Annotated in this window: 24 protein-coding genes; 11 read left to right on the top strand and 13 right to left on the bottom strand. The window is 62.6% G+C overall.

Annotation, left to right across the window (positions count from 1 at the left end):
• From Tam10B_RS13000 to Tam10B_RS08595, 6 genes are all read right to left on the bottom strand, one after another.
• The coding region (locus tag Tam10B_RS13000; protein ID WP_143248611.1) for a hypothetical protein at positions 1 to 1,019 on the bottom strand (1,019 nt) is incomplete at its 3' end.
• Entirely contained in the window at positions 1,003 to 1,698 is a 696-nt protein-coding gene (locus Tam10B_RS08615; protein WP_093960843.1) for a response regulator, read from the bottom strand. The genes Tam10B_RS08615 and Tam10B_RS13000, both read right to left, overlap by 17 nt.
• Positions 1,699 to 1,949: 251 nt before the next feature.
• Entirely contained in the window at positions 1,950 to 4,694 is a 2,745-nt protein-coding gene (gene valS, locus Tam10B_RS08610; RefSeq protein WP_093960842.1) for a valine--tRNA ligase, read from the bottom strand.
• 335 nt (positions 4,695 to 5,029) lie between these two features.
• A complete protein-coding gene (locus tag Tam10B_RS08605; RefSeq protein WP_158214179.1) occupies positions 5,030 to 6,523 on the bottom strand; it encodes an ABC transporter substrate-binding protein in 1,494 nt (497 codons plus the stop codon).
• Positions 6,524 to 6,782: 259 nt separating this feature from the next.
• Positions 6,783 to 7,445 carry an endonuclease III gene (nth, locus tag Tam10B_RS08600; protein WP_198947568.1) on the bottom strand — a complete coding sequence of 221 codons (663 nt, stop codon included), beginning with the start codon at positions 7,443 to 7,445 and terminating at the stop codon, positions 6,783 to 6,785.
• A gap of 44 nt (positions 7,446 to 7,489) precedes the next feature.
• Positions 7,490 to 8,248: a winged helix-turn-helix transcriptional regulator gene (locus tag Tam10B_RS08595; protein WP_093960839.1), complete on the bottom strand. Its 759-nt coding sequence runs from the start codon at positions 8,246 to 8,248 to the stop codon at positions 7,490 to 7,492.
• A gap of 347 nt (positions 8,249 to 8,595) precedes the next feature.
• Between Tam10B_RS08595 and Tam10B_RS08590 the strand changes: the two genes are divergently transcribed.
• Positions 8,596 to 9,339 (top strand): hypothetical protein, encoded by a 744-nt coding sequence (locus Tam10B_RS08590; protein WP_093960838.1) that lies wholly within the window; start codon positions 8,596 to 8,598, stop codon positions 9,337 to 9,339.
• 71 nt (positions 9,340 to 9,410) lie between these two features.
• Here Tam10B_RS08590 and Tam10B_RS08585 read toward each other — a convergent pair whose 3' ends face one another.
• The 3 genes from Tam10B_RS08585 to Tam10B_RS08570 form a co-directional block, all read right to left on the bottom strand.
• Positions 9,411 to 9,980 carry a manganese efflux pump MntP gene (locus Tam10B_RS08585; protein WP_198947567.1) on the bottom strand — a complete coding sequence of 190 codons (570 nt, stop codon included), beginning with the start codon at positions 9,978 to 9,980 and terminating at the stop codon, positions 9,411 to 9,413.
• A 361-nt stretch (positions 9,981 to 10,341) separates the two neighbouring features.
• Positions 10,342 to 10,839 carry an inorganic diphosphatase gene (locus tag Tam10B_RS08580; RefSeq protein WP_093960837.1) on the bottom strand — a complete coding sequence of 166 codons (498 nt, stop codon included), beginning with the start codon at positions 10,837 to 10,839 and terminating at the stop codon, positions 10,342 to 10,344.
• A gap of 289 nt (positions 10,840 to 11,128) precedes the next feature.
• Complete coding sequence (locus tag Tam10B_RS08570) at positions 11,129 to 13,405, bottom strand: alpha-1,4-glucan--maltose-1-phosphate maltosyltransferase (protein ID WP_093960835.1); 2,277 nt, start codon at positions 13,403 to 13,405, stop codon at positions 11,129 to 11,131.
• A 388-nt stretch (positions 13,406 to 13,793) separates the two neighbouring features.
• On the opposite strand from Tam10B_RS08570, the gene Tam10B_RS08565 reads away from it, so the two are divergent.
• On the top strand, positions 13,794 to 14,210 hold the full coding sequence (locus tag Tam10B_RS08565) for a glycerophosphodiester phosphodiesterase (protein WP_093960834.1): 417 nt from the start codon (positions 13,794 to 13,796) through the stop codon (positions 14,208 to 14,210).
• 214 nt (positions 14,211 to 14,424) lie between these two features.
• On the opposite strand, the gene Tam10B_RS13575 is transcribed toward Tam10B_RS08565, so the two are convergent.
• Positions 14,425 to 14,694, bottom strand: coding sequence for a metal-sensitive transcriptional regulator (locus Tam10B_RS13575; protein WP_233133667.1), 270 nt, complete (start codon positions 14,692 to 14,694; stop codon positions 14,425 to 14,427).
• Positions 14,695 to 14,943: 249 nt separating this feature from the next.
• Between Tam10B_RS13575 and Tam10B_RS08555 the strand changes: the two genes are divergently transcribed.
• Together Tam10B_RS08555 and Tam10B_RS08550 are read left to right on the top strand one after the other, a co-directional pair.
• Positions 14,944 to 17,829 (top strand): heavy metal translocating P-type ATPase, encoded by a 2,886-nt coding sequence (locus Tam10B_RS08555; protein WP_093960832.1) that lies wholly within the window; start codon positions 14,944 to 14,946, stop codon positions 17,827 to 17,829.
• A gap of 427 nt (positions 17,830 to 18,256) precedes the next feature.
• The gene (locus Tam10B_RS08550; RefSeq protein WP_093960831.1) at positions 18,257 to 19,102 is read left to right on the top strand and encodes a tyrosine-type recombinase/integrase; all 846 of its coding nucleotides are present in this window, start codon (positions 18,257 to 18,259) and stop codon (positions 19,100 to 19,102) included.
• 85 nt (positions 19,103 to 19,187) lie between these two features.
• Here the strand turns inward: Tam10B_RS08550 and Tam10B_RS08545 are convergent, their stop codons facing one another.
• The 3 genes from Tam10B_RS08545 to Tam10B_RS08535 all read right to left on the bottom strand — a co-directional run bounded on the left by Tam10B_RS08545 (position 19,188) and on the right by Tam10B_RS08535 (position 20,247).
• Entirely contained in the window at positions 19,188 to 19,448 is a 261-nt protein-coding gene (locus Tam10B_RS08545; RefSeq protein ID WP_093960830.1) for a Txe/YoeB family addiction module toxin, read from the bottom strand.
• 3 nt (positions 19,449 to 19,451) lie between these two features.
• Positions 19,452 to 19,718 (bottom strand): type II toxin-antitoxin system Phd/YefM family antitoxin, encoded by a 267-nt coding sequence (locus Tam10B_RS08540; RefSeq protein ID WP_093960829.1) that lies wholly within the window; start codon positions 19,716 to 19,718, stop codon positions 19,452 to 19,454.
• Positions 19,719 to 19,800: 82 nt separating this feature from the next.
• A complete protein-coding gene (locus Tam10B_RS08535) occupies positions 19,801 to 20,247 on the bottom strand; it encodes a helix-turn-helix domain-containing protein (RefSeq protein WP_093960828.1) in 447 nt (148 codons plus the stop codon).
• A gap of 489 nt (positions 20,248 to 20,736) precedes the next feature.
• On the opposite strand from Tam10B_RS08535, the gene Tam10B_RS08530 reads away from it, so the two are divergent.
• From Tam10B_RS08530 to Tam10B_RS08505, 7 genes are all read left to right on the top strand, one after another.
• Entirely contained in the window at positions 20,737 to 21,774 is a 1,038-nt protein-coding gene (locus tag Tam10B_RS08530) for a hypothetical protein (RefSeq protein WP_198947566.1), read from the top strand.
• Position 21,775: 1 nt separating this feature from the next.
• Positions 21,776 to 22,402, top strand: coding sequence for a class II glutamine amidotransferase (locus Tam10B_RS08525; RefSeq protein WP_093960827.1), 627 nt, complete (start codon positions 21,776 to 21,778; stop codon positions 22,400 to 22,402).
• Between the two features lie 548 nt (positions 22,403 to 22,950).
• A complete protein-coding gene (locus Tam10B_RS08520) occupies positions 22,951 to 23,442 on the top strand; it encodes a hypothetical protein (protein ID WP_093960826.1) in 492 nt (163 codons plus the stop codon).
• 63 nt (positions 23,443 to 23,505) lie between these two features.
• On the top strand, positions 23,506 to 24,045 hold the full coding sequence (locus tag Tam10B_RS08515) for a hypothetical protein (RefSeq protein WP_093960825.1): 540 nt from the start codon (positions 23,506 to 23,508) through the stop codon (positions 24,043 to 24,045).
• 55 nt (positions 24,046 to 24,100) lie between these two features.
• The gene (locus Tam10B_RS13275) at positions 24,101 to 24,355 is read left to right on the top strand and encodes a hypothetical protein (protein ID WP_158214178.1); all 255 of its coding nucleotides are present in this window, start codon (positions 24,101 to 24,103) and stop codon (positions 24,353 to 24,355) included.
• Positions 24,356 to 24,381: 26 nt separating this feature from the next.
• A complete protein-coding gene (locus Tam10B_RS13270; RefSeq protein ID WP_158214177.1) occupies positions 24,382 to 24,747 on the top strand; it encodes a DUF3846 domain-containing protein in 366 nt (121 codons plus the stop codon).
• Between the two features lie 460 nt (positions 24,748 to 25,207).
• On the top strand, positions 25,208 to 25,712 hold a 505-nt coding region (locus tag Tam10B_RS08505), incomplete at its 3' end, for a hypothetical protein (protein WP_143248608.1).

The following is a 25,712-nucleotide window of genomic DNA, read 5'->3' as shown; positions in this document are numbered from 1 at the left end:
AGATTTGGGTCAGCATGCCGAAGAATATTGGCAAATAACTCTTTAATAAGTAAAGCAGTAATTGCCATGGATTTTTTGGAAGGCGCATGTCCAAACGTTCCTTGATATGCGACATCGCCGCGGAATCCAAGATTGATTAGCGAAGTTTGTTCTTCGTGTAGTAACCTGCTCACGTTATTTTCGGTTAAAGTGCGTGCTGGATACACATCTGGAGTATCGGATTCTGTATCTGCTGATAGTGTACGGATTGCATCGCGAGTTCCGGCTAATGCTTTCAGTGCATTCTCTTGAATATGATGATACAAGTCTGATTGTATTGACGTGCTTTTGTTTGATATCTGTTCGCTTGCGATGACAATATATGACAGTGCTTCGGTCGTTGAATCATGAAGAGCATTTGCGACAGCTGCGTTGTGTTGCAGATGCTCAATTTTTTGTTGCTGTTGATCCATTTGCTGCTGCTGCTTGACGAGGGAAATGTTTTTTTCCTGTTGGAGAACTAGAAGAGGTATGCAACAGGCGGCAGCATAGTAAAGAAGATTATTGAATATTTTAGCAATGGCTAATTGTACTGTTGATTCTATAGCCGTTTGGTAACAATCAACCGTAAGCGTGCACATAAGGAATGTAATACAGATTCCCAGATTGGTTTGATTGTAGACTAGTAAGGCGAATCCCAATAGTATCGTCCAAAACAGTGATGATGCAAACAGTCCGTTATTTGAAATCGTGGCAATGTTGAACAGTACGATAAGTGTGCTAATCGCGGGCTTGGGACTGATGGGAATGGTGAGAGTGACTACGGCGAATAAAAGATAAAACCACAAGGTATGCGGCGGAAGATCTCCTTGTAGATGCATATATAAAGGCAGTGCGGTACTTGATATAGCGCTAATGACCGCGGCTACAATATGAATATTTCGTTGCTTTGTTGTGAATTGTGGTGGAACACAGAATTCGCTGATGGCATTACGAATAACTCGTATCAGGATATGAGGAAAATTAGTCAAAGATTCCAATGAAATCCTCCTGCTGCCTGATCCATATTGCTATGGCCTGACTGAGGGTACGGGCTCCGAGTTTTTTATTAAGCCGATGGATATAAGAACGAACCGTGGATGGTGTAACATGCATGGTTCGACCGATTTCTATATAGGATTCACCTTTCATGCAACGTTTGATTACTTCTGTTTCTACGGCAGTTAATTTTGGCTTGTTGCTTTTCTCAGATCGAAGCCGGACATGGGCTTTTGGTGCAGTCTCAAATACAACGACAGTGCCATTATGCAATGATAATGTCATGACATTGTCATGTAGGATTCCGGCAATCGATGTAGCTAGGTCGGATATTGACTCTTTGTGGACAATGCCCTGTGCGCCGGCTTTTGCGGCTTCGGCTGCGTATCGTTCAAGGGTGAAGGAGGTGATGGCGAGCAGGGCCGGCTGCGCGGCTGATTTGCGGATATCATGACATACCTGCACGCCGCTGCGGTCGCCGAGAGACATGTCTACGAGAAGCAGACTTGGGCGGGAATCCTTGTCTAGACAGCGCGAAACGGCCGTGGATCCGCGCGTGGTAGTCCAAGCAAGATCGAATGCGGAGAACCGTTCTCGTATTACTGTAGACAACATCTCCAAGGTGTAGGGATCGTTGTCCACCACTGCGATCGAAGGTCTTTTTTCTGTGCGACTCTGCATGGCACCACTATTTGTCTGATGAGTTTTTGCTACGTAATTTGTTGCCAATGGTTGCAGGGGGGCTTGGCTTGCGGTGCGGGGAAGATGATTGGTGGTGGATGAGGCTGTCTTTTTTGGAGTTTGCCGCGAGTGGATCGGGAATGGTTGATCAGAGAATTCGTACGTGAGGGCTGGTTTTTGGAGTTGATGCCCAAAACAGATCGGCTCCCCTCAGTGAGGGGAACCAGATCCGTTATGGCCTTGAGAAGGGGTTACTTCTTCTTGGGCTTCTTGGCCGGGGGCTCGCCGAGTTCGCTGGCGGCGATGATCACGGTCTCGTCGGAGCCGTCATCGGAGGCGGAGGCCTCTTCGGCGTGCTTTTCGACCAGATCGAACTTGCCGACCACGCGACCGGCCTGCGCGATGTCGTCGATGGCGGAACGGATCGCGTTCACACCGTCGGCGGCCGCGGACAGCGCCACGGACAGGATCGGGGTCTTCATGGAGACCTTGGCCTCGGACTTGATCTTGCGCAGCTGCTCCACGGCGCGACCGGCCCAGGCCAGCGTCTCGGGGGAGACGCCGGAGGCGGCGATCACGTACGGTTCCGGCGTCGGCCAGGCGGCGCGGTGCACGGAGCCTTCGCCGTCGTGCATCCAGTGCCACACCTCTTCCGTGGCGTACGGCAGGTACGGGGCGAGCAGGCGGGCGAACGCGTCCAGACCCAGACCCAGCGCAGTGCGCGCGGACAGCACCGCGGCCTCGCTCGGGGTGCGGCCGTGCTCATCCGGCGTGCCGTAGGCGCGGTTCTTCACCAGCTCGATGTAGTCGTCGCAGAACTGCCAGAAGTAGCTCTCGATGATCTCCAGCGCCTTGGAGTGTTCGTAGGATTCGAGCGCCTCGGTGGCGGTGCGCACCACGAACGCCATCTTGGCCATGGCGGCTCGGTCCAGCGGCTCGGTCACGTCGGTCGGGTTCCACGTGGCCTCGGCGGCCGAACCCACGTGATGGTTCTCGTCCTCACGGCCGATGGCCAGCGCGAACTTGGTGGCGTTGAGCAGCTTGATCGCCAGACGGCGGCCGATCTTCATCTGGCCCTCGTCGTACGTGGCGTCCAGACCCAGACGGGCGGCCGCGGCCCAGTAGCGCACGGCGTCGGCGCCGAACTTCTTCAGCGGCTCGTTGGGCACCACCACGTTGCCCTTGGACTTCGACATCTTCTTGTGGTCGGGATCCAGGATCCAGCCGGAGAGCGTGGCGTGGGCCCACGGCAGGCAGTGGTTCTCCAGGTGGGCGCGGTCCACGGTGCTGAACAGCCAGGTGCGGATGATGTCCTGACCCTGCGGACGCAGATCCATCGGGAACGTGGCCGCGTGGATCGCCTGGTTCTCCTCGCCGGGCTCCTCCCAGCGGGTCACGATCTGCGGGGTGAGCGAGGAGGTCGCCCACGTGTCCATGATGTCGTTCTCGGCGGTGAAGCCGCCGGGCACGTCACGCTGGTCCTCGGTGTAGCCGGCCGGCACGTCGGTGGTCGGATCGATCGGCAGGATGTCCTCGCTCGGCGTGATCGGGTGATCGTAGTCGGCGGAACCGTCCTCCTTCACCGGGTACCACAGCGGGAACGGCACGCCGAAGAAGCGCTGGCGGGAGATCAGCCAGTCGCCGTTCAGGCCGTGCACCCAGTTCTCGTAGCGCACGCGCATGAAGTCGGGGTGGAAGTTGAGCTCCTTGCCGCGCTCGATCAGCTCGGCGTTCAGCTTCTCGTCGGTGCCGCCGTTCTTCAGGTACCACTGACGGGAGGTGACGATCTCGAGCGGCTTGTCGCCCTTCTCGTAGAAGTTCGTCATACGCTTGGTGGGCTTCGGCTCGCCATCCATATCGCCGGACTCACGCAGGTGGTCGACGATGATCTTGCGGGCGGAGAACGTGGTCTTGCCCTCGGTCTCCTCGAAGATGGCCTTGCCGCCCTCGTCGGTGATCCAGTCCGGCACGTTCATGATGATGCGGCCGTTGCGCTGGATGATCGAACGGGTGGGCAGGTTCAGGTCGCGCCACCACTCGACGTCGGTCACATCACCGAACGTGCAGCACATGGCGATGCCGGCGCCCTTGTCCATTTCGGCGGCCTTGTGCGCCAGAATCGGCACCTTGACCTTGAACAGCGGGGAGTACACGTACTGGCCGAAGTACTTCTTGTAGCGTTCGTCGTCCGGGTGCGCGATCAGCGCGCCACAGGCGGCCAGCAGCTCGGGACGGGTGGTCTCGATGTAGATCGGGGTGCCGTCCTCGAAGCGGAAAGCGATTTTGTGGTAGAAGCCGTCGTACTCGCGGCTCTCAAGCTCGGCCTGGGCCACGGCGGTCTGGAAGGTCACGTCCCACAGGCCGGGGGCGTCCTTCTGGTAGGCCTCGCCGCGGGCGAGGTTGCGCAGGAACGCCTTCTGGGCCACGCGGCGCGGGTGCTCGCCGATGGTGTGGTAGGTCTGCGACCAGTCGATCGACAGGCCGAGTTCACGCCACAGCGCCTCGAACTGCTTCTCGTCCTGGGCGGTGAGCTTCTCGCACAGCTCGATGAAGTTCTGACGGGAGCAGGGCACCTGATCCTTGGCCTGGATCTTCTTGCCCTCGGTGCCCTCGAACGGCGGCTTGAAGTCGGGATCGTACTTCAGGGACGTATCCACGCGCACGCCATAGTAGTTCTGCACACGACGCTCGGTGGGCAGACCGTTGTCGTCCCAGCCCATCGGGTAGAACACGTCGAAGCCGCGCATGCGCTTGTAGCGGGCGATGACGTCGGTGTGGGTGTAGGAGAACACATGGCCCACATGCAGATGGCCGGAGACGGTGGGCGGCGGGGTGTCGATGGAGTAGACGGCCTTGCGGTCGCGGGTGTTACCGAACTTGTAGGTCTGGGCGTCGTTCCACGCCTTCGTCCACTTGTCTTCGAGACCGTCCACGCCCACACGGTCGGGCAGGGCGGTGAGATGCGCGCTGATGGCGCCTTCAGCATTATCAGTCATACGCGCCAGTTTAGAAACGCTGTGTGACAAGGAATGATCGAGGGAGGTTGCGCTTATTGATGTTGTCGGTCGGGCACCTCATCCGTCACGCTTCGCGTGCCACCTTCGTCCTGCAAGAGTTGACGACCTACGGTCGACATCTTGTTTTGCGCGCCTATCGACGCGCCTTCGCCTAGAGACAGTCCACTGGACTGTCTCCTCTACGGCTCAGCCTCGAGGGGAAGGCAGAATCCCACTTTTATTCCTTCCCCTTGAGGGGAAGGTGGCGGCCGTAGGCCGACGGATGAGGTGCCCGACCGACGAGCTCAACGACGACGGATCGACAAGGAGATCGACTATCCGACGGTGACGTTGGCGAGGGGGAGGTAGCAGTCGACCATGGCGGTGGGCAGGCCCTTCACGGTGGACTTGTACGCCACCCACGGGCGTTCCACGTACAGCCAGTCGGCGGGGGAGTCCTCGCTGAGCTTGCGCGCGTACTCCTTGAGCCGGTTCGCGTAGTCGTCGTTGGTCGTGGCGGCCTGCGCCTGCGCGTACAGGCTCTCCACCTCGGCGTTCGTGTACTGCAGGAAGTTGTCGCGCGCCACGAAGTCGCCCGCGTCATGGCTGGAGTCCATGGTATAGATCGTCAGGTCGAACTGCTTGTCCTGCACCACGGTCTGCTGCCAGGTGGCGTCGTCGACCATGCTCACCTCGACGGGGATGCCCGCGGCGGCGAGATCGTTCTTGATCGTCTGGCCGATCTGCTCGCCCAGCGACGACGGGTAGACGAGCTTCATCGTGCGCAGTCGGAAGTAGCTGACCAGGCTCTTCGCCTTCGCCTGATCGAGTGGATACAGGCTGGTCAGGTCCTCGTATCCCGGATCGAGTTTGGGAATCGGCCCTCCCAGCGTTTCGGCGGCGCCGTTGGCCTGCACGATCGCGTTCTTGTCGATGGCCATGCGCGCGCTCTGGCGTACGCGGGCGTCGGAGAACAGGGAGTCGGCGGAGCTGTTGAAGCCGAGCACCACCTTGCGGGTGCTTTCGGTCTGTGCCACGGTGATGCCGTCCTGCGTCTTCAGATCGTTCGCGTTCGTGGCGTCGGTGGGCATGAGTGCCTGGACGTCGCCGGACTTCAGTTCGCTGGCTGCGGCGGTGGCGTCGTCGAAGTATTTCAGTACGACCGTGCCGATCTTCGCCTTGGTGCCCCAGTACGACGTGTTGGCCTTGAGCGTGATCGGTTCGCCCTTCTTCCATGATTCCACGGTGAACGGTCCGGATCCGATCGCGTTGGTGGTGTAGTTGACCTTCGCGGTCTCGTCGTAGATGATGCCGGCACGGCCGGAAAGTACCCACGGCAGTTGCGGCATGGGTTCGGAAAGCTTGATGACCACGGTGGAGCTGCCGGCGGTCTTGACTGACGCCAGATTGGTCAGGTCACTGGCCCCCACGTACTGCTTCTGCAGGGTCTGCTGCAGCGAGTAGACCACGTCGTCGGCGTTGAGCTGGTCGCCGTTGGAGAATGTCACGCCGTCGGCCAGATGGAACGTGTACGACAGTCCGTCGTCCGACACATCCCATGATTTGGCGATGCCGGGCTGGGCGGTGTTGTCCTCGCCGCGTTGAACGAGCGTCTCGTATACGTTGCCGAGCAATGCCTGCGCCACGGCGTCGCCGTCCTGTTTGCGGATGTCAAGAGACTCGGGAGCGGTGGTCAGGCCGATCGTGATCGACCCGCCCGGCGCGGCTCCGGGAATTGGCAGACTGGGCGCGGAACGATTCACGATCATCGAGTACGCGGCGTATCCGCCGCAGCCGAACACCAGCAGTGCCACAAGAAAAACGATCACGGATTTGACTCCGCCGGTCGTCAGCGCATGCTCGGACTGACGGCGAGCGCGGCGGGAGAGCGGCTGGGGCTGTCGGCCTTGGTCTGGAAGGTCCTCCGATGGGTTTCCGATCGATGGGCCTACCGGGGGGAATGCCTGGGGTGCCGTGCTGTGCTGGTCCGACTGTGCTCTGCGCATGTCTACCACCATACTCGGTGACGGTCCGCGGGGGCTGGTTTTCGGTCGGTCGGGCGTTCGACGGGGCGTTCGGCCTGTCTGTTCATACGGCGAAGGACGGGCAGGTGTCGGCGAGCGGGCAGTTGCCGCAGTCGGGTTTGCGCGCGTGGCAGGTGGCCCGGCCGAACAGGATGAGCCGGTGGCTCAGGTTCGTCCATTCCTCGGGCGGGAAGCAGGCGCAGATCTCCTTTTCGATCTTCACTGGGTCGGGGTGCTTGGTGTTCCAGTCGGTGCGCCAGCGCAGTCGGCCGGTCACGCGCGTCACGTGGGTGTCCACGGGGAATCCGGGGATGCCGAACGCGTTGCCGAGCACCACGTTGGCGGTTTTGCGGCCTACGCCGGGTAGGGTGACGAGCTCCTCCATGGTGTGGGGCACTTCGGAGTTGAATCGTTCGGCGAGCGCCTGGCCGAGTCCGATCAGGTGTTTGGCCTTGGAGTGGTAGAAGCCGAGCGGGCGGATGATGCGTTCGATGTCTTCGATGTTCGCGTTGGCGTAGTCCTCGGCGTCGGGGTAGGCGGCGAACAGTTCTCCGGTGACGGAGTTGACGCGCTTGTCGGTGGTCTGCGCGCTGAGCACGGTGGCGACGATGAGTTCCAGTGGGTTGGAGAAGTGCAGTGCGCACACGGCTTCGGGGATCTCGTCGCAGAGGATCCGGTATTCGCTGTGCATGCGCCGGATGCGCGCGGTTTTCGTCTCTCGTGCCATGGGATCCGGTTTATCCGAACGCCCTGACCTCGTGCGCGGCGCGGTCAGTCGGAGACGGGCTTGGCTGCTGCGGCTGCGGCCTTGGCGCTTTCGTCCTGCTCGTCGTCCTCCGGCGGGTCGAAGCGGTAGCCCACGTTGCGTACGGTGCCGATCAGATGCTCGTATTCGCCGCCGAGCTTGGCGCGCAGCCTACGGATGTGCACGTCAACGGTGCGGGTGCCGCCGTAGTAGTCGTAGCCCCACACCTCCTGCAGCAGCTGGGCGCGGGTGAACACGCGGCCGGGGTGCTGCACCAGATACTTGAGCAGTTCGAATTCCTTGTAAGCCAGATCGATGGGATGCCCGTGCAGCGACGCCGTGTAGCCGTTGGTGTCCACCACCAGGTCGCCGGAACGGATCTGCCCCTCCTGCGGTTGATCGTTGCTCTGCCGCGCGGGGGAGGCCGACGAGAACGAATTTCCGCGTTCGGAGACGAGACGCAGACGGGCCTCGACCTCGGCGGGCGAGGCGGTGGCGACCACCACGTCGGAGATGCCCCACTGCGAGGTGACCACGGTGAATCCGCCTTCGGTGAGCACCAGCACGATCGGCGTGGACAGGCCGGAGGCGTGGATCAGACGGCACAGCGTCTTGGCGGTGGCGAGATCATCGCGCGCGTCAAGGAAAAGAATCGTGTTTTCGGGCATTTTCACGAGCGACGCAGCATCCATGGGCAGCACTCGCACGCGATGGGAGAGCAATGCAAGGGAAGGCAGTACGGACGCTGGATTTTCCGCCATTGTCATCAATGTCAAATCCGTCACTGTAGTCTCCCCGATTCCTGGCCCCGACGGGCCTGAACAACAACATCCTTCATTGTACAAAGCGGATGTTATCGTGCACGACCGCAATCTTGTAACTTTCGTTACGCCTTTTGTTAGATTATTTTCCTTCTTTATAAGGCAGAAGACCCGGTATGGGAAACACGGTTCAACATTTGGGACGGTCGTGTCGTATCCATAGGACAAAGCCGCCATTACCGGCGATTTCCATCGGCATTCACTTGAGGGAGTGACGGACCCATACCCCGTCTGCGGATAAGCTGTGGATAGACATAGTGAGAACATGTTCCACAGTGAAGTGTGAATCATCGATGCGGGAGGATGCGATCATGGGCAACCAGGACAGCCAGAAGCACGAGATCGACGAAGAGGACGGCACCCGCGTGCACGGCACGGAATCGGACGTGACCCGCCGCGGACAGCTCGCCGTGGCCGTCACCCAGATCGCCGCCTACGCGCTGCTGATCGGCCTCGTCGGCGGACTCGGCGCACTGACCCAGGCCGGCGTCATCGCATCCGGCGTACTGGCCGCGCTCGCCGTGGCTGTCATGATCGTGGCATGGCCGTTCGCGAACGGCGTCACCCAGACGGTGTTCTCCCGGGCGCTCGCCGTGATCGTGTTCGCCGCCGCCGTGGTGTTTATCGTGCCGGGTGGCATTCCCGATTCCACCGCCACGTTCACGCGATGGTCGTGGTTTATGATCGTCGCGTTCCTGGTGATCATCATCGCGTCGTTCGGCCATCAGATGTGGCGTAAGGACCGCAGTCATCTGATCGTGTCGATGTCGACCGGATTGATCGTGTCGGCGTGCGCGCTCGGAGCGGCCTGCTGGCTGTTCCTGCCGTCCCTGATGCACGGTCTGCTCTCCGCTCCCGACGGTTCGTGGATCGCCCTGGTGCTGCTCGTCGTGGTCATCGCGCTGGGCGTGCTGCTGCTCGTCGCCTCCGGATCCTGGTGGAACGAGATCGACGGTCCGTCCGCATACTCGTGGCTGGGCATGGGCGTGATGCCGGTCATGCTGCTCGGATACGCGGTGTACGTGGCCGCGCTCGTGGCGCATCTGATGCTGTGATCGATAATACATAGTCGTCAATGAAAAAGCCCCGCCGAAGCGGGGCTTTTGTGTGCGTGCGGTCTTGCCGATCACCACGGCAGCATGCCGAGATGCTCGAGCAGCACTTTCAGACCGATCAGAATCAGCACCAGACCGCCGGCGATCTGCGCAGGCTTCTGCCAGCGCGAGCCGAACACGTTGCCGATGCTCAGACCGGCGGCCGAGAACAGGCCGGTGGTCACGCCGATTACGATCACGGCGAACACGATGTTGATCGGCATGAACGCGAAGCTCACGCCGACGGCGAACGCGTCGATGCTCGTGGCGATCGCCAGCGGCAGCATATGACGCCAGTCGAACGCCGCGTTTTCGTGCTCGTTCTCCTCGTCCTCGCCGAACGCCTCGCGCACCATGTTGCCGCCGATCAGCGCCAGCAGCAGGAAGATGATCCAGTGGTCCACCTCGGTGACATACTTGCTGAACGTGGATGCGGCGAAATAGCCAAGCAACGGGAACAGTGCCTGGAAGCCGCCGAACCACAGGCCCACGGTGGCGCGCTGACGACCGGTGACGTGCCTGACCGTCAGTCCCTTGCCGATGGCGACGGCGAACGCGTCCATGGACACGGAAACGGCAATAAGAAGAATCTCAACGATCACTGATGATCCTTTGAAGGTTCATTCCGACGTGCATTGGCATGCGTGGCTCGGAACACGGCCGATCGTCGGAATGGGCCTCGACACCGCCTCTGGGGCGGGCCTACGCCTTGACGAAACGATGACACAGCAAACTGCCAGATGCCGCGGCCTTGAAAAGCGGGCCGTCGGATGGCTTTGAATTCGGATGAATGCCGTTCGTCTGTCTCTCGCGAATTACAAAACGCGATGATAGCAGAGGGCGCACCCCGCATTCGGGATGCGCCCTCGTGTTGATGATGCCTTATCGTTCGAGCCGTTCTCTTGGTGCGATCACACTAGAGGAACGACTCGAACAGGCTGATGCCGCGTGATGCGGCCTGGATCACTTCTCCTCGGAAGCGGCCAGACGCTCGCGAGCGGCCTTGATCTCGGCCTCGGCCTTGTCCACGCCGGTCCAGTAGTCGCCGGGCAGAACTTCCTTGCCGGGCTCCAGAGCCTTGTACTGCTCGAAGAAGTGCTTGATCTCGGCCTTGTGGAACTCGGAGACGTCGTCGATGTCCTTGATGTTGTCGTAACGGACGTCGGCGGGCACGCACAGCACCTTGTCGTCGCCACCGGCCTCGTCGACCATGTGGTACAGGCCGACGGCGCGGCACTCGACCACGCAGCCCGGGAACACGGAGTTCGGGATCATCACCAGGGCGTCGAGCGGATCGCCGTCCTCACCCAGGGTGCCGTCGATGTAGCCGTAGTCATCCGGGTAGCCCATGGCCGTGAACAGCTCACGATCCAGGAACACGCGACCGGTCTCGTGGTCCACTTCGTACTTGTTCTTGGATCCGCGCGGGATCTCGACGACGACGTTGAACGTCTCTGCCATGTCTGTCTCCTTCAACGAGTTGACATTATTGTGTTACCGCAACCAAGGATACCGCAGAATGGCATGGATGGGGGTACCGGTTGCGTGATGCTTCCATACCTGTGTTCTCCCTCCGGGGAGGGAGATGTCATGACGGCCGTCATGACAAAGGGAGGGATCCGCACGCTGGATGGTGCGGATCCCTCCCTCAGTCCGCCTGACGGCGGCCAGCTCCCTCCCACGGAGGGAGCATATGAGTACATGAGCCTGTAGGCGGCTGACTCCTCGGGAGATCAGCGCCGACTGTGCGTCAGTACTGGACGCTGAGCACGTGCGCCACGTCGGCCCACGGGGCGAGCGAGACGAAGTTGTCCCAGCCCCAGGTGAACTCGCGGCCGGTCAGCTCGTCCTTCAGCGCCACGCCCTGATCGGTGGGCAGGCCGAGGTCGCCCAGCTCGAGGTGGATGAGCGACTGGTGGGCGTTGTGGCCGTCCAGGTTCACCACCACGATCAGCGTGTCCGGCTTGCCGGTGCCGGTGAACTCGGCCGGCGTGTGGCGAGCGAACGCGAGGATGTTCGGATCGGAGCTGCGTAGCACCGTGAGGTTGTGGTAGCTGCGCGTGGCCGGGTGCTCGCGGCGGATGCGGTTGAGGCTGGTGAGCATTTCGGCGATGCCGTACTCATCGGCCTTGGACCAGTCGCGAACCTTGATCTCGTACTTCTCGTTGTCGATCTGCTCCTCGAATCCGGGGCGCTGGCGGTTCTCGATCAGCTCGAAGCCGTTGTAGATGCCCCAGCTCGGGCTGCCCATCGAGGCCAGCACGGCGCGCACGGCGTGACCGGCGATGCCGTTGTCACGCACGTAGGCGGTGAGGATATCCGGCGTGGTGGGCCAGAACGTGTTGTGCTGGTAGAAGGCGTCGTCGCTGTTGGTCTCGCCCAGATACTCCTCGAGTTCCTCCTTGGTGTTGCGCCAGGGGAAGTAGCAGTGGGACTGGGTGAAGCCGGCGTAGCTCAGCGCGCGCATCATGCCCGGGCGGGTGAACGCTTCGGCCAGGAACAGCACCTCGGGGTGCTTCTTGGTGACGGTGGCGATCACGTCCTGCCAGAAGCGCACGGGCTTGGTGTGCGGGTTGTCCACGCGGAACACCGTCACGCCGGCGTCGATCCACAGGTTCATCAGGCGCACGACTTCCTTCTCGATGCCCTCCATGTCGGCGTTGAAGTCGATCGGGTAGATGTCCTGATACTTCTTCGGCGGGTTCTCGGCGAAGGCGATGGTGCCGTCCGGCTTGTGGCGGAACCAGTTCGGGTGCTCCTTGACCCACGGGTGGTCGGGCGAGCACTGCAGGGCGAAGTCAAGCGCGATCTCCAGACCCAGCTCGTGGGCCTTGGCGACGAGCGCCTTGAAGTCGTCCATGGTGCCGAGCAGCGGGTCCACGGTGTCGTGGCCGCCCTCGGTGGAGCCGATGCCGAACGGCGAGCCCGGATCGTCGGGGCCGGCCACCAGCGTGTTGTTGCGGCCCTTGCGGTTGGTCACGCCGATCGGGAAGATCGGAGGCAGGTAGACGATGTCGAAGCCCTCGGCCTTGGCGCGTTCCAGTCCGGAGACGGAGGTCCTGAGCGTGCCCTGCACGATCTTGCCGGTCTCCTGATCCACGTAGGCGCCTTCGGAGCGCGGGAAGAACTGGTACCAGGCGGCGAAGCTCGACTTGGGGCGCTGTACGAGCAGCTTCACCGGGCGGGACGGGCTCACGCCGTCGCGCAGCGGGTTGGAGTCGTGCAGTGCGGCGATCTCGTCGTTGTCGGCGGCGGCAAGACGCTCGACCGGGGTGAGCTCCTTGTTCGCCAGGGTCTCGGACGCGGCCTGCAGCACCTTCTTCTGGTCGGCGTTCAGACCGGCGTCGCGGGTCTTGGCCCAGCGGCCGAGCAGTTCGGCGCCCTCGTCGAGCGCGTTCTCCACGTCGGAGTCGTGGACCTTCACCTTGATCTTGGCGTCATGCAGCCAGGTGGCGAACGAATCCTCCCAGCCTTCCACAACGAGGGACCAGTTGCCCAGCTGGCGCTTGACGGCCGCGAAGCCGTCCTCCCACGGCAGCACGTCGGAGTGCTCGCCGACCTGCATCTCGCAGGTCCAGCGGTCGAGGCCGGGGTTCACGCAGGTCATGGTGCGGCTGGCGGCGGCGCGTCCGCGCGGCGTGTGCAGCACGGCGGTGGCGCCCACCTTGGCGCGGCCCTCGATGAAGACCTGCGCGGTGACGGTGAACTGCTCGCCGAGTTCCACGCGGGCGGGGTAGACGCCGCATTCCTCGTTCGGGGTGACGTCGAGCACGTTGATGCGGCCGAACTGGCTGGGATCGGTGATCTCGAGCACGGGAGCCGGAATCAGTGCGTCGGGGGTGTCGGCCGGAACGGCCTTGGTGCTACGGCGCTTACGGGTACCGGCGGCCTTCCTGGTCGTCGTTGACGCGGACTTGGCCCTACGGCGGGTCGCACCCTTGCGGGTGGTGGAGGAGTTCTTCTCTGCTTCCTCAGCTGCAGTCTCCGCTGCGGCTGATGTGACTTGGGTACTACTTGTTTCAGTCATACCGCCATTGTAAGTGGTGAGTCGCCATGCAGCGTTGCAATTTCACGGTTTTTGGGCAACGGTCGTCGTTTCGTAGCATGCGGGTAACCATTTCATAACTTTGAACATCGAAAATGAACATGAAAAATGTTCGATTTCGAATTAGAACGTGCGTGGTGGTCATTAGAACGTGCGTCATTACGAAATGGAAAATAAAACGTTGCAACTCCATGAAACGACTGGATAATCGCGGCTGTATGGGCGTACTGTGTGTCATGTGCGAATCTTCGGTAAACGATGGTGCGCACGATGAAAAAATCACAATGGGTGTGACATTTTTTGTTACATCTAACGTGGATGTGACATGTATGTGCCTCACTGGGGAGCATGCATACAGAAAGGATGACTTATGGCGGACAACAAGCAGATTGTCGTCGATACCTCGCTCTACGGCGCCTATGCCGACCGCAAGACCGCGGCCGCGAACGAGGTGGCGCGCTCCTTCGGCATCTCCGACGAGGCGCTGGCCAAGGTGGAGGACTACAAGGCCGCGCTCACCGAGCACGACGCATGGGATCTGCCCTTCCTCGGTTATGTGAACGAGGACGGCTACGGCTACGCCTTCGTTTCCGATCAGGCCATTGCCGCCGATGGCTGGGACGCCTACAAGGCGTTCCGCGCCCTGCCGGCCGACGTGCAGACCGCGTTCGCCATCCGTATGCTGTTCACCCACCGCGACGTGGACCGCTACGGCGCCAACATGTTCCTGCACTACGAGCGTGGCTTCAACGTGAAGTTCGAGGGCCCCGGCGCCAACCACTGGTGATCGGCCGCCCCGGATCGTCTGGTCTTTCGGGATGCGGCGTGCGATTCCACGACGGTGTGGCGTTGCGTGCCAATTGATTCGGGGTACCTCGCGCATAAATGCATGAATGGCGAATGCCTGCGGGCGTTCGCCATTTCCATATTGCCCGTCGTTCTGCATTGCCCTGTTTTCTGCGGAGTGCATTGCCGGCGCGCGTCGGCTGGTACTTCACTGTCTATGACTTCACCAGGCGCGCGATGGCGGCGCTGGCCTCTTTGAGCTTGTCATCGGCCACCTGATCGCCTTGCGCGCTGGCCTGCTTGACGCAGTGGCTGAGATGGTCGTCGAGCAGCAGCAGCGCCACGGACCTCAGCGCGCTGTTCGCGGCCGAGATCTGCGTGAGGATATCGATGCAGTAGTCTCCGTTCTGCGCCATCTGCTTGATGCCGCGCACCTGTCCCTCGATGCGGCTGAGCCGGGCGACGATCTTCTTCTGGTCCTGGATATAGCCGTGCGTGTTGTGGTCCGCATCTCCATGAGCGTTGGAATCGGCGCCGTTGCCGCTGCGGTCGGTGTGATCGTGGCATCCGCAGCAGGCGCCATTCGTGGTCTCGTCGGTGGTGTTGTCTGTGGCACTGACGACGTCGTTGGTCATGATTCTTCTCCGGGTAAATAAGGAATATCGCTCTTGCAATTATACCCCCATGGGGTATATGGTTATCGACGAACCATCGTGCAAACGAAAGGAAGACGAATGATCATCGTGATCGCACTCGGCGTCGCGGCGCTCGTCAGCGCGGGCGTACTCTGGTTCTTCCTCGCGCCACGCAAGGCCGCACGAGCCGTCATGGCCGACGGCGTGCAGGAGATCGTCGTCGCCGTCAAGGGCGGATACGATCCGGCCGTGATCGAGGCGGAGGCCGGCACCCCGCTACGACTCGTCTTCGACCGTCAGGAAGGCGGCGAATGCTCGTCACACGTCGTCTTCCCCGACTTCGGCGTGGACCAAGCGCTGCCGGCATTCCGCACCACCACGCTGACGATCACACCAAACGAACCGGGCGAATACGGATTCGCATGCGGCATGAACATGCTGCACGGTACGCTGCACATACTGCCGGGGAAACATTCATCGGCGGCGAGGATGACGGCTGCGGCGAACTCGGAACATGCGAAGAACGCGTCGGACAATGCGGGCGCGGCGGGCCACGCCGATACCGCGGCTGCGGACGGCGCGAACAATGCCGCACCCGCCGGACAGAATCCAGCCGAATCAACGCTGACCGACGAAGAGGAGAACGCCGCACGCGAGATCCGCACCCTGCGCATGCGACTCATCGTGGCCGCGGTCTTCACGCTACCCGTGTTTCTTTCGGCAATGTTCCACCTCTATCATCTGGCGCCCATCTGGCAGCTGCTGCTCATCCTGCCCGTGATCGTCTACTCCGGACGACCCATCTACGCCACCGGATGGTCGGCCATCATCCACCGCGCACCGGAAATGAACGCCCTCGTCTCCGTGGGCACGGCCGCCGCGTTCCTCTACTCGCTCGTCGTCACCGCGGCACCGAACCTGCTGCCGCAAGACGTACGCGAACCCTACTACGAAGCCGTCGGCACCATCATCACCCTCATGCTCGTCGGGCAACTCCTCGAAGCGCACGCCAGAGCCGGCACCGGCGAAGCCGTCCGCGCACTCATCGGACTCAAACCGAAAACCGCACGAGTGGAACGCGACGGTGTGATCACGGAAATCCCCGTCGACGACGTACACGTGGGAGACATCGTGGTGATCCGCCCCGGCGACAAGCTGCCCGTGGACGGCGAAGTCATCTCCGGCAACTCATCCGTCGACGAATCCATGGTCACCGGCGAATCCATACCCGTGGAAAAAGCCGCCGGCAGCCAAGTCACCGGCGCCACCGTCAACGGCACCGGAACCTTCCGCTACCGCGCCACACGCATCGGCGCCGACACCGTACTCGCGCAGATCGTCGCCCTCGTCAAAACCGCGCAAAGCTCCAAGGCCCCCGTGCAACGACTCGCCGACCGGGTCTCCGCCATATTCGTACCCGCCGTCGTGCTCATCGCCATCTGGGCATGCGCATTCTGGTGGGTGTTCGGCCCCGAACCGAAGATCGTGCACGCGCTCGTCTCCGCCGTATCCGTACTCGTCATCGCATGCCCGTGCGCACTCGGACTCGCCACGCCGCTGTCCATCACCATCGCTACCGGCAAGGCCGCCACGCTCGGCATCCTCGTCCGATCCGCACAGGCGCTCGAAACCGCCGCCGACGTAGACACCGTCGTGCTCGACAAGACCGGAACCATCACCCAAGGCACGCCGCAACTCGTCGGATTCGATGTGTTCGGCGCATGGCACGGACGAGAAGGGGAGCTGCTGGCGCTCGCCGCGGATGCGGAACGCAATTCCGAGCATCCGCTGGCCGCGGCGATCGTGCGGGCGGCGGATGAAGGTTCAGCCGTTGCGGGGATCGACGCCGTCGGTGCCGGCTCGGATGACGGTGCTGACGATGCCGCGGAATTCACCGCGATTCCGGGCCGCGGCATCGTCGCGACCGTGCGCGGCCATGTCGTGATCGTTGGTAACGCCGAACTTGTGGACGACCACGACGTGGGCATGCCGGATGCGGCGGGGGAGTCCGTCGACGACGTGTTCGCTTCGATCGACCGTCATGCGGCGCTTGGCCATACGCCCATGCTCATGGCGGTCGACGGGCTGCTCGCAGCCGTGATCGCCGTGGCCGACACCGTCAAGCCCGACTCGAAGCAGGCCATCGCGGCGCTGCGTGCGCGCGGTATCGACGTGGTCATGCTCACCGGCGACAATCAGGACACCGCCCGGGCCATTGCGCACGACGTGGGCGTCGATCATGTGATCGCCGAAGTGCGTCCCGACGCCAAGGCCGACGAGATCGCTCGGCTGCAGGCCGATGGGCACGTGGTGGCCATGGTCGGTGACGGCATCAACGACGCTCCGGCACTCGTGCGGGCGAACGTCGGATTCGCGATCGGCGGCGGCACCGACGTGGCCATCGAATCCGCCGACATCACGCTGATGAACGGCAGTCTGGCCGGCGTGGTCACCGCCATCGATCTGGCGCACGCCACCATGCGCAACATCGGGCAGAATCTGGGATTCGCGTTCGGATACAACGGCATCGGCATTCCGGTGGCCGCCGGCGTGCTTTATCCGTTCACCGGCATGCTGCTCAATCCGATGATCGCCGGTGCCGCCATGGCGTTCTCGTCGCTGTCCGTGGTGACCAACGCCAACCGTCTGCGCGCGTTCAGCCCCGAACGCGTGCGGCCATACAGGATTTCCGCAAGGAAAATGAAAGCCAATACAAGGAAAGGAACCATCATGGGACTCTTCAGCAGGAAGAACGATTCGCAGGACGCCGGCGCGCACGATATGCACGGCATGGATATGCACGCGCATGGCATGCACCACGCGGGTGCCGGTGCGGGCGGCAGCGAGACCGATCCGATCTGCGGCATGAGCGTGAACCCGGCCACCGCCGCGGCCAAGCGCGAGTACAACGGCAAGACCTATTACTTCTGCGGTGCCGGCTGCGCCGCCGCATTCGACAAGAACCCGGAGCAGTACGCGAAGTAGTCGGTGCTTGGTCTGAGACGATTTGGTAGTCGAAACGGGACGTAAGCCGATTTGGTAGTCGAAACGGGACACGTACGGCGATTGTTTGCGCTCACATTGTGTCGTTTCGACTACCAAGTTCGTTTCGACTACCAAATCCGGTCGTGTAGCCCCCGGATTTGGTTTTCACAGCGCCAAATGCCCGTTTTTGCACCGATTTTTCTTCCGATTGGCGCTGTGAAGAGCGGATAGATGCGCGTGAAAAACAAAAAGACCGGAAACCTTTCGATTTCCGGTCTTCGTTGGTAGCGGGGCATGGATTTGAACCATGGACCTCTGGGTTATGCGATACGACAATCGTGGATGAGGAAAACGACGATGATGAAGGCCGTCGAGGAGGCGTCGTGATCACGAGAGTGGCATGACATCACGCCCTGCATGATTGGGCATGGCAAAACAAACACAGATAAACGCGCCGGAGCCATGGCGCGAGTCCATCAAACAGTATCTCTCCTACCTCCGCGCCGCCGGCCAGTCCGACGACACCAGATCCACACGACGATGCCAGCTATCCAAGCTGGCACGCGACCTCGGCGGAGACCCCATGACCGTCAGCGCAGCGGAGCTGCTGCGCTGGTACGCCGACCAGGACTGGCGGGAGGAAACCCGCAAATCCGCTCGAGCCGCCGTGCGCAAATACTTCGAGTGGCTGCAGACTCATCAGGGTCGGCCTGATAATCCCGCGGACGGACTGCCGTCCATCAGGCCGCCGAAGCCTCATCCCAGACCCTGCCCCGAGGAATACATCGCGGCCGCCAAGGCCAGGGCCAACGACATCGACCGGCTTATGATCCGACTCATGGCGGAGGTCGGTCTGAGACGCCAGGAAGTCTGCAAGATCCACAGCAACGACATCATCGACCCGCCCGCAAGCTCGGACGGCATCGAGCACATGCCCAGACTTGTGGTTCACGGCAAGGGCAGCAAGCAGCGAATACTGCCCATTCCGCTCGACATCGCCGAGCGGATCAAGGAAAGCAACGGCTACCTGTTCCCCGGACGATTCGGCGGCCACGCCAGCTCGAGCTACATCGGCAAGCACGTATCCAGGCTCCTGCCCGACGGCTGGAGCGGACACAAGCTCCGCACCCGATGGGCAACCCGCGGATACGAGGCCACGCACGACATCTACCTGGTATCCGCAGGCCTGGGCCACGCCAGCATCGAAACCACCATGGCCTACGTGCCCATGCCCGACAGCCGCCTCGAAGAGCTGATCAAGGCCGCCCGATAGACCGCGATACCCCAATACCGCAATAGGGAAAGAACCAAAAACGGAGGGACCGCAGGGCCCCTCCCATTCCTCACTCCTCTACGGATCAGTCGGAGTAATGATCCCGCGCCGACAGGATGACAAGCCGGTCACGGTCGACGGTGTACACGATGCGGTTGGCCGCGTCGATCCGCCTCGACCATGCGCCCGACAGGCCCCACTTCAACGGCTCGGGCTTGCCGATCCCCTCGAACGGCGACCTCATCATGTCGCGGACGAGAGTATTGATCCGCTTCAACGTACGACGATCCTGCCCCTGCCAGTACAAATAGTCGTTCCATGCGTCCTCGGTCCAGCACAGCAGCATCGATCACTCTCCATCGTCGACGAGCCCATGCTCCTCGACGCGGCCGGAACGAACCTGCTCCAGACCGCGGAGGATCTTGCCGCGCAGGTATGGATTCTCGTAGATGCGCAGCGTCTCCATCAGCGCGTCATAGTCGTCGACGCCCATGACCACGACATTGTCGTCCGGGTTCGTGTTCGTGACCAGCAGAGTGTCCGAATCCTCGTTCACCCTCCTCATGTACGCCTTGAGGTTCTGTCGGAACGTGCTGTACGCCACCGCCTGCACCATGATGACCTCCCGCAATCCATATTGTACAACTTCCTGTACAAGGATATCATATGGCTTCCGGCGGCGTCAACCGTCGCCCCCGTCAGTTCTCCACGCCGGAGGGATACTCGTAGTCGACGCTGAACCCCTTCGCGTTCAGCTCGTCGCCGGCCCTGGCCGACACCGCGTTCGCCAGACGGAACCATCCCAGAGGAGCGCCGACGCTCTCGTACTCCATCTGATGGCGGAAATAGGGCAGCGAGACCACCGGGTCGGCCCGTCCGGCCTCGCGCGCCTCCCGGCGCCGCTCCTCGGCGTCCGCGACCGTCCTGGCCACGCTGCGCCACATGTCCATCTCCAGGTCCTGCAGCCAGTCCCACGCCTCGCGCGGCGGCCCGTAATGGAACCTCGGATCCTCCCATGCCTTCACCGTACGAACGTCCCGATGCATGCGCTTCGCCAGCAGCGGCTGCGTCACGCCCAGCTTCTCCCTGAGCGCCCGGAAATCCGCCTTCCCGCGCATCCTCAACGGCATCGTCGATCCCGTCATCGTTTCCACTCCTTTCCGCGATCCGATACACCACCACCGGTGGTGTTTCTGCATCCAGTCTACACCACCACTGGTGGTGAACGCAATCATTCAGGGGAGCCTGGCTTCGCTTTTCGTCGCGCGCCGTGGATCCATCCCCGTGAGGGGATGGCCCAGGGCCCATGCCGCTCGTACCGTCGCGGCCCGGGCGCGCGAGAACCCGCATGAAAGGGAACGGCCGGGCGCGGGGTGCCGGCCGACGCCCAGCATCGCGCACGCCCGCCCGCATGGCAAGGATGCGCGTGTCCCCTCCGGGCGGCTCCGGGCTCCCCCGTCTCCGGGGCAGTATCGCACGGGCCGGCCGACGGCCCGTGCACGCCCCCTCCGACTCCTCCGCCCTCCACCGCCACACCCCTGCCGTGGTGCGGTCCACGCGCCTTGCCATGCGAACGGACGCACGCGCCGCCGGTCATCGTCCGGCACGGAAAGCGATACGAAGGAGCGAACACCATGACCGACGACACCGAGACCACCACCGTCATCTGCGACTCATGCGGCACCCCATGGCCACCCGACACCATGCGCACCTGCGACTGCTGCGGCAACGGATGCTGCGAGGACTGCATGAGACGGTGCGACCGATGCGACGACGTCCTATGCCCCGACTGCATCGAGACATGCGAGCGATGCGGCGGAGAATGCTGCGACAACTGCCAGCGGATATGCGAACGCTGCCTCACCCACCTGTGCGCCGACTGCGTCGAGGTGTGCGACCGATGCGGCGACATCTACTGTCCCGACTGCGTCGAATGGGACGACATCGAAGGGCACTGCGTCTGCGAGGACTGCTGGAACACCGAACCCGACTACCGCGACCCCTACGAGGGAGTGCCCCACGCCGAACACGCCTACACCTACGGTCTCGAAATCGAGATCGACGGCCACCACGACTCGGAGCCGTTGCGAGACAGCCGGCTCATCGCGGGATGGAAACCCGACCAGAGCCTATGCGATGGCGGCATGGAATACCAGACCCAGCCCCTCCCATGGGACACGGAGACCATGGACGAGCTCGAAACCCTCATCGCGGGCATCGAACCGGGCGGATGCGGCGAATGCGCCGGAGGCCACATCCACATCCGCCGCACCGAACGCCAGACCCCGGCCCGCTGGTACCACGCCCTGACCGGCATCGACCACGCCCAGACCATCGACCTCAACATGCGCCACGCCACCAACGAGAACCGATGGTGCGAGTTGCGCCACGACGCCTACCACGGCAAATGCACCGCCGTCAACGACGACCACCCCGAAACCATCGAACTACGCACCTTCGGCGCATGGAACTCCTACTCCGCCCACCAGCTCAGACCCGCCCTGACATGGGTGCACGCCATGTGGCGATTCTTCCAGCACCACCCCCTGCACAGCCTCAAGGAGACCGACATCAGACGCATGGCGTACGTGCAGGCCCGACAGGCCACCGACCACAAGGTCCACGCCATCCAACACCTCGTAGACGCCGCGAACGGAAGGAGGAACCACTGACATGTGCGTCATCGTCACCGCCCAACCCGGCCACATGCCCGACCCCGTCAGCCTCGCCCTCATGAGCCAGACCAACCCGGACGGCGCCGGCATCGCATGGCACGACGGACACCGCCTCCACGTCCACCGGCACCCGGACAACCACCAGCTGCTCGCCTACATCCACGCCAACTGGCAGGCCATCGAAAACGGCGCCGCGCTCATCCACTTCAGACTCGCCACCCACGGCGCTGTATGCCTCGAGAACACCCACCCGTTCCCCTACACGTTGCCGAACGGGGAGACCGGATGGATGGCCCACAACGGCATCGCCCACGCCCACACGCACGGCCCATATGACTCCGACAGCCGTAACGCCATCGACGCATGGCAGAACGGCGAAGCCGACCTCACCGATGGCGTGAACGGCAAATTCGCGCTCATCACCGGCCAGGGCGAGATCCGATGGCTCACCGGTGAACAGGCCCTCACCGACGGCGTCAGCGTCTCCAACACATGGTGGATGGACCCCGCCGAATGGACCCTCCCATACGAACTCGGCTACCAGACCGCCATCGACGACCTCGAAGCCAACGGATACGACTACGACGAGTACGCCCAGACAGGCATCCCCGACTGGCGACCATGACGACCGGCCCCCGGCGCGCATCCAACGCGCCGGGGGCCGTCCCCACCCACCATCCCACCGCCGGCACGCACACGGCCGGCGGAAAAGGACCCGCCCCTGACGGGCCGGGACAGTGTCTCCATCGGTGCCGCGCCGCGGGATGAGGACGCGGCCGAGCGCGTCAAACCGGGAGACGCCTGACGGCGCCGCCACGGTTTGACCCGCCGTCCTCATTCCCGCGACACGACACCGACAGGAGGGAAACGGACCGCCGCAGGGGCGGCGGACGGTCATCCCCGTGTGGAGTCGGACTTCGTCCGACGCGATACCGGCCTCACGCCCTATGGGCGTGGGGCCCTTTTGTTTCTTGGTGACCTGCTGGCAGGCCAGCCGAGCATACCCGGCGGTCGGAACCCGTCAACGCGAGCACGCGGGGGAGCGGCTGCGCCGCCCCTCGCGCGTCGCCTATGACGGAACCCGCTGCGCCGGGTAACGCTCTCGCTGACCAGCAGGTCACCAAGAAAAAACACACGGCCTGATTCCAAGGCCCGACGGAAAGGAACACCACCATGCAGACCCTCACCATCAACGGAAAAGCCGTCACAGCCACCATCGACTGGTACGTGTTCGACCGCGCACTGGGAGCCATGTCCCACGAGGACAGGAACGAACTGGACGCCACCCGCGGCGCGACATGGCACGGCGACCCCGACAAGGGAGGCATCCCGAACGGACTCGACACCTACCACATCGAAATCACCCGATACAAGGCCGGCAACGGACTCGCCGTCCGCATCATCAACACCGACCCCGAACAGGACGACATCTCACCGATCAGCCAGAACATCGGACAGGCCACGGCCGACGAACTGACCTTCTGGGAAAACCACAACAACCTCTACGCGACCAGCGAGATGGAACGCGCCGGCATCATCGAACCCACCGGCATCGAAACCACCTTCGGCCCCCACAACACCACAAGCCGCCTCATGCGATTCACCGCACCATACCGGACCCCGGCACTCGAAGCCCTCGCCCGCCACGACGCGGAAACCCGCTGACCACCACACCGGAAACACCGCCGGCCCCACACGGGGCCGGCACCCCAAGGAAAGGAACACACCATGACCACCGCAACCCTCACCCCGGAAAACGCCACCAAGGCCATCAACGACATCCGACGCGACATCACCGGCCGACTGCTGTCCATCATCCGCCGCGCACAGCAGGGCGAGACCATCGCCACGGACGAACTCGCATGGGCCGCCGACCTCATCACCGCCAGCCATGCCAACCGCGACATGACCATTCTCGCCGCCATGCACCCCGACACCAGCGACCATGACCTGACCCACATCGGCACCCACACCGACGAACAGTCCAGAACCATCGTCGCCCGCCTCATGACCCAAGCCCCCGAACACACCGACGCACTCACCCGCACCCGCCGCCTCGCCGAATCCATGGCCGAAGCCACAAAAAACACCAAAACCAGCGCCGGCCCCCTCGCCACCGCCGCCTACCTCGCATGGGCGGACGACGACACCACGAACGCCGTCCGACGCGCGCTCGAAGCCCTCATCATCGACCAGACCGAAACGCTGCCCGCGATCATCCTCGCCATGATCGACCAGCACATCACCGCCGACCAGCTCGAACGCTAAACCACAACCGGCCGCGCCCCTGTGGGGCGCGGCACCCCACGGAAAGGAACACACCATGCCCGCCCCCATCATCACCGGGCGTAACGAACCCGACAGCGGCCCAGACGCCGACTGGACCACATGGACCGACGCCGGCATAGAACAAATGCTCGCCGACATCGGATACCGCACCGCACGAGTCACCGCCGCCATCGCATGGCACCAGCACAACAAAAACGACCGCATCGAAACCATCGAACAATCCCGCCGTATCGCACTCGACTACATCGACGACCTACGCGGACTGCTCAACCGCGACGCCACCCGATAAAACCCAGCCAGACAAAGGAAAACCCCATGAAAACCATCAACGCCATCATTATCGAACCCGGCCGACCGCCCCGCACCGCCGAGATCCCCGACACCCTCGAAGCCAAACAGCACATCGTCGACGGATACATCGAAAGCGTCCCCATCGCCGACGACGTATCCCTCTACTGCAACGAGGAAGGCAAACTCAACGGACTGCCCCTCAACCGCGCCCTACACGACAGAAACGGCGACATCTACGAGATCATCGCCGGAACCTTCCTCATCACCGGATACAACCCCTCAACCGGCGAGGACGAGAGCCTGACCGACAAGCAGACCGAACGCTACACCCGCATGTTCGCCCACCCCGAAACCTTCACCCTGACCGACACCCACATCATCGTCCAATGACACCCGGCCGCGCCGGCAGACTCCGGTCCCGGCGCGGCCCGGGCGCGGGAACGGGCCGTCGCTCCCGGAACCCCTCATATGGGGTTCGCGGTCGCGACGGCCGTGAGGGAAGACCACCCACGGTCTTCCCTCAAACTCCCTTTCCTGTCGAAGCACATGGACCGCCGCGGGGCGGCGGACGCCCATCCCCGTGTGGAGTCGGACTTCGTCCGACGCGATACCGGCCTCACGCCCTATGGGCGTGGGGCCCTTTTGTTTCTTGGTGACCTGCTGGCAGGCCAGCCGAGCATACCCGGCGGTCGGAACCCGTCAACGCGAGCACGCGGGGGAGCGGCTGCGCCGCCCCTCGCGCGTCGCCTATGACGGAACCCGCTGCGCCGGGTAACGCTCTCGCTGACCAGCAGGTCACCAAGAAAAAACACACGGCCTGATTCCAAAGGCCCGACGGAAAGGAACACCCATGATGGACGCCATCGCCACGGCAAAGACTTTGATCGACCGGGACTATGCACGCTGGAACATGGAAGAGGAGGACTTCACCCCATCCGACGCGACGCTCGAGGCCGCGTTCAGCATCCTCGCCCCATGCGCCTACGACCGCGAGGCACTGGACCGCTGGGCCCGCGACCGTGCGGACACCGCCGGATGCGCCACGTTCTTCGGCTCGGCCGAGAACGCGATCGACGAATCGAATCTCAAGACATGCGAGACCATCATCGACGAGCTCGGTGAGAACTGCCGCGAGGTCCGCGACGGGCTCGAGGTCGAGATCTTCTACGAGATGCCCATGTTCCACGGTTGGGAGCAGACCCCCACCATCGCCGCCGCGATCATGTTCGGCGCGGAACGCTACATCGAGGACGAATACGCCATCCTCGACGAGGACGACTACATCGAACGCGAGGATACGTGGCTCTGGGAGACGTTCACCTGGACCGTAGGCGACATGATCCCCAAGGACGTGG

The organism is Bifidobacterium vansinderenii, assembly GCF_002234915.1.
Classification (GTDB): Bacteria; Actinomycetota; Actinomycetes; order Actinomycetales; family Bifidobacteriaceae; genus Galliscardovia; species Galliscardovia vansinderenii.
This window is presented reverse-complemented; position numbering and strand designations above follow the sequence as displayed.

Excerpts from the sequence above, each read along its gene's own strand:
- valS (WP_093960842.1), bottom strand. The coding sequence starts at position 4,694 with ATGACTGATAATGCTGAAGGCGCCATCAGCGCGCATCTCACCGCCCTG.
- nth (WP_198947568.1), bottom strand. The coding sequence starts at position 7,445 with ATGGCACGAGAGACGAAAACCGCGCGCATCCGGCGCATGCACAGCGAA.
- Tam10B_RS08550 (WP_093960831.1), top strand. The coding sequence starts at position 18,257 with ATGGCAAAACAAACACAGATAAACGCGCCGGAGCCATGGCGCGAGTCC.
- Tam10B_RS08565 (WP_093960834.1), top strand. The coding sequence starts at position 13,794 with ATGGCGGACAACAAGCAGATTGTCGTCGATACCTCGCTCTACGGCGCC.
- Tam10B_RS08580 (WP_093960837.1), bottom strand. The coding sequence starts at position 10,839 with ATGGCAGAGACGTTCAACGTCGTCGTCGAGATCCCGCGCGGATCCAAG.
- Tam10B_RS08555 (WP_093960832.1), top strand. The coding sequence starts at position 14,944 with ATGATCATCGTGATCGCACTCGGCGTCGCGGCGCTCGTCAGCGCGGGC.
- Tam10B_RS08545 (WP_093960830.1), bottom strand. The coding sequence starts at position 19,448 with ATGCTGCTGTGCTGGACCGAGGACGCATGGAACGACTATTTGTACTGG.
- Tam10B_RS08615 (WP_093960843.1), bottom strand. The coding sequence starts at position 1,698 with ATGCAGAGTCGCACAGAAAAAAGACCTTCGATCGCAGTGGTGGACAAC.
- Tam10B_RS08530 (WP_198947566.1), top strand. The coding sequence starts at position 20,737 with ATGACCGACGACACCGAGACCACCACCGTCATCTGCGACTCATGCGGC.
- Tam10B_RS08570 (WP_093960835.1), bottom strand. The coding sequence starts at position 13,405 with ATGACTGAAACAAGTAGTACCCAAGTCACATCAGCCGCAGCGGAGACT.
- Tam10B_RS08540 (WP_093960829.1), bottom strand. The coding sequence starts at position 19,718 with ATGGTGCAGGCGGTGGCGTACAGCACGTTCCGACAGAACCTCAAGGCG.
- Tam10B_RS13270 (WP_158214177.1), top strand. The coding sequence starts at position 24,382 with ATGAAAACCATCAACGCCATCATTATCGAACCCGGCCGACCGCCCCGC.
- Tam10B_RS13275 (WP_158214178.1), top strand. The coding sequence starts at position 24,101 with ATGCCCGCCCCCATCATCACCGGGCGTAACGAACCCGACAGCGGCCCA.
- Tam10B_RS08590 (WP_093960838.1), top strand. The coding sequence starts at position 8,596 with ATGGGCAACCAGGACAGCCAGAAGCACGAGATCGACGAAGAGGACGGC.
- Tam10B_RS08515 (WP_093960825.1), top strand. The coding sequence starts at position 23,506 with ATGACCACCGCAACCCTCACCCCGGAAAACGCCACCAAGGCCATCAAC.
- Tam10B_RS08525 (WP_093960827.1), top strand. The coding sequence starts at position 21,776 with ATGTGCGTCATCGTCACCGCCCAACCCGGCCACATGCCCGACCCCGTC.
- Tam10B_RS08520 (WP_093960826.1), top strand. The coding sequence starts at position 22,951 with ATGCAGACCCTCACCATCAACGGAAAAGCCGTCACAGCCACCATCGAC.
- Tam10B_RS08535 (WP_093960828.1), bottom strand. The coding sequence starts at position 20,247 with ATGACGGGATCGACGATGCCGTTGAGGATGCGCGGGAAGGCGGATTTC.